This is a genomic window from Bacillota bacterium (assembly GCA_012839765.1).
Taxonomy (GTDB): domain Bacteria; phylum Bacillota; class Limnochordia; order DUMW01; family DUMW01; genus DUMW01.
Map to the genome: position 1 here is coordinate 1 of DUMW01000029.1, position 2780 is coordinate 2780.

The window sequence follows — 2780 nt, forward strand, 5'->3', positions numbered from 1 at the left end:
ACAACACGCGTCGGGTACAAAAACGACTTGGATATCTTAGTCCTATCGAATGGTTGAACCTCTACACCGAGAGGGTTGCGAAGGGTGTCGCTTAACTGAATGTCCGGAAATGTGTTGACAACCCGTTCATGAAGAGATTCCTGCTGAAAGAGGAAAAAAGAACAAGTGAATTTTGCGTTTTACAGGACGAATCTCGGTGGTTTTGACACACGCTTTTCCATGGGCCTCAACGGAATTCCTTCCAGCAACCATCGCAAATCCTGCCAGGTAAGATCCAGAGCATTAACCTCCTCGCTCTCCTGTGGCCAAGGCAGCCTTCCATTTTCCAGCCGGAAGTAATGAAGCCAAAAGCCACGCTCAGACCACTCCAGGATCTTAACCCGATTCCGTTGCCGATTGCAGAAGGCAAACAGGCATGGCTCGAAGGGATCCAACTCGAAGTTCAGCTGAACTATGGCTGCCAAACCGTCCACAGATTTTCGAAGATCGGTAGCCCCTACAGCAAGATAGACCTTCTGCCTAGGATGACCTATCAACATAAGGACATCAGCGAGCGAATCACATCCACTAACACATCTTGATCGAAACCCCGCTCAACCTCCAGGATAACACCACCAATGCGTAGTGATACCCCCGAGCCAGTCCTAATGCTGGCCGGTAAAGAAACCCATCGGCCACTTCCGCTACTAACCTGGACATGTTCGGCTTTAAATTTCCTCAACCAGTATCGAAGTTGATGCACAGGGATGCCCTGTTCCAAGCACCACGCCTTCTGAGTCTGACCACTGGCCAGGTATGCCCTCACACGTTCCTCCCAAAGCTGACGTTTGTCTTGGGTCACCACACAAGTCACCTCACTTGGTTATGATGGTTCAATTATCCCATCACAACAAAGCTGTCGCCATGTGGGTTAGCTTTGACGCTTACGGAAGAGCAAGGGAGTTATGAGGCGGGATCTGCGAAACAGGATCAGGTGCGGAAGGGGATGAAGCATGAGCTTTTCCAAGAGAAAAGCCCTCCGTACTACAAACCTGGAGGGCTTCGATCACCGTTAGCCTACCTCCCAGTGGGGCGAGCTGGCATAACCCCCTGCCCCATCCTCCACCGCTAAGAAACAGACGGTGGTCCCTGGGGGAAGCGAGGCTTCCACCGTCCCAGCCTTCACTTCCGCAGGAGTGACCTGCCATACCCGCTTCACCCACTCCCCGGTATCTAAAGTATAGCAGAACAGCGCCCGTTCAATTTCCTCCCCGGTCACCTGGGCCGTCACCCGATCATGGGCCAGGGTCAAAGAACCAATCCGGGGCAACATGGGCCCATTCCGCAGCCAGGCATCGGCAAAACGGTAAATCTCCTCCGGGGCCCAACCCTTTTCGTGGGAATGACCCATACCCACCCGCACGGCCAAGGAAACGGGACTGCGCACTAAGGAGTAACTGCGTTTGTAACTGTCCAGGGGATATGCATGGTCATTGGTGCCGTTCACGAAGAGCATTGGGATCTCACTTAGACCCAGATAGGAACTGGGGTCGCAAAGCTGTACCCAAATCTCCTGTTCCTCCCGAGTCATCTTGGCAAACTGACCCAGCCATTTGCTGTTGTCCTTTAGAAATCCACATCCGTACACGGGAATAGCACAGACAAACCGGGAGTCGACAGCAGCGGCAATACAGGTAAGGTACCCGCCCCAGCTGATCCCTGTAAGCCCAATCCGGTTTCCATCCACCCCAGGTAAGGCCTTCAGAAGGCTATGGGCCCGCATGATGGCCGCGATGGCATGGTAAGTCCAGGAGTTTTCCCAGCCATCTTTGAAGAGACGAAAGAACTTCGTCTCCTCATCTTGATCCGGGCCCCCGTCCGGCAATGGTTGTCTTTCAGGGCCACAACCGGCCAAATCCATGGCAATGGCCGCATAACCCCGCCGGTTCCAAAGCTGCACCCACTCCTTAAAGGCGGTCCCTCCGCCACCGTGGACCAGGACCATGCCTGGAACCGGTTGTTCACCCTTTGGTACACCCAGATAGGCAAAAACTCTGGTGTTGCGACCCAGATAGGGTTCGCTGGCATAAAGCACACTACGGATACCCTCTGCGTCTTCCTCCAGAACTTCGTATTCAGGACACTGTTGCAGATTCCCGAGATCCCAGCGTTCTCGGGGCTGTTTTTGCATTATCTCACTCCACTGCATAGGGCTACCCTCCTTTTGGCATATCAACCCTGGTGCCAACAAAAGTCATAGGTTCCAGATCCCACTTCCAAGACCAATTGGTTTCCTTCCCTACGGACCGTGTGAATGCCCGCTGACAGTTCCCCCGCTTTCCCTTCATCCCAAAGGATGGTTTCACCTTCCCTCAGCACAGGGTTACCAACGGCCGGAAGCTTGATGTAGCCCACACTGTTCCAGGGGATCTCCACTTTTAGTTGGATGCCCTGTTCCTTCCGGGTCCAGTGGACGGTAATGGGCCCCCGCACCGTCTCCAGGGAACAGTGGACGTAGTCCAACCCATCGATGAAAAGGGGCTGGATCTCGAACTGACCGAAGCCTACCCCCTCCTCCAAGGGTCGGATCCCCGCCAGGAAGGTATAGAACCAGGCTCCCACGGCTCCATACATGGGATGACAGTGGGAATTCATCCGGGCCCCGGTCTCGTACTCCCACCGCTCCCAGATGGTGGTGGCCCCCATGGAAAGCATGTATCCCCAGCTGGGATAGGTGGTCTGGGTCAGGAGCTTGTAGGCCACATCGGCCCTTCCCTCCGCCGCCAACACCTCAAAGATAT

At 54.6% G+C, this 2780-nt stretch carries 3 protein-coding genes; all 3 read right to left on the minus strand.

Features of this window, described 5'->3' with window-relative positions:
- Positions 1-179 precede the first annotated feature (179 nt).
- Positions 180-539 carry an IS66 family insertion sequence element accessory protein TnpB gene (gene tnpB, locus GXX57_02785; protein ID HHV43583.1) on the minus strand — a complete coding sequence of 120 codons (360 nt, stop codon included), beginning with the start codon at positions 537-539 and terminating at the stop codon, positions 180-182.
- Positions 540-1051: 512 nt separating this feature from the next.
- Positions 1052-2188 (minus strand): alpha/beta fold hydrolase, encoded by a 1137-nt coding sequence (locus GXX57_02790; GenBank protein HHV43584.1) that lies wholly within the window; start codon positions 2186-2188, stop codon positions 1052-1054.
- Between the two features lie 23 nt (positions 2189-2211).
- On the minus strand, positions 2212-2780 hold a 569-nt coding region (locus GXX57_02795; protein ID HHV43585.1), incomplete at its 5' end, for an alpha-L-rhamnosidase.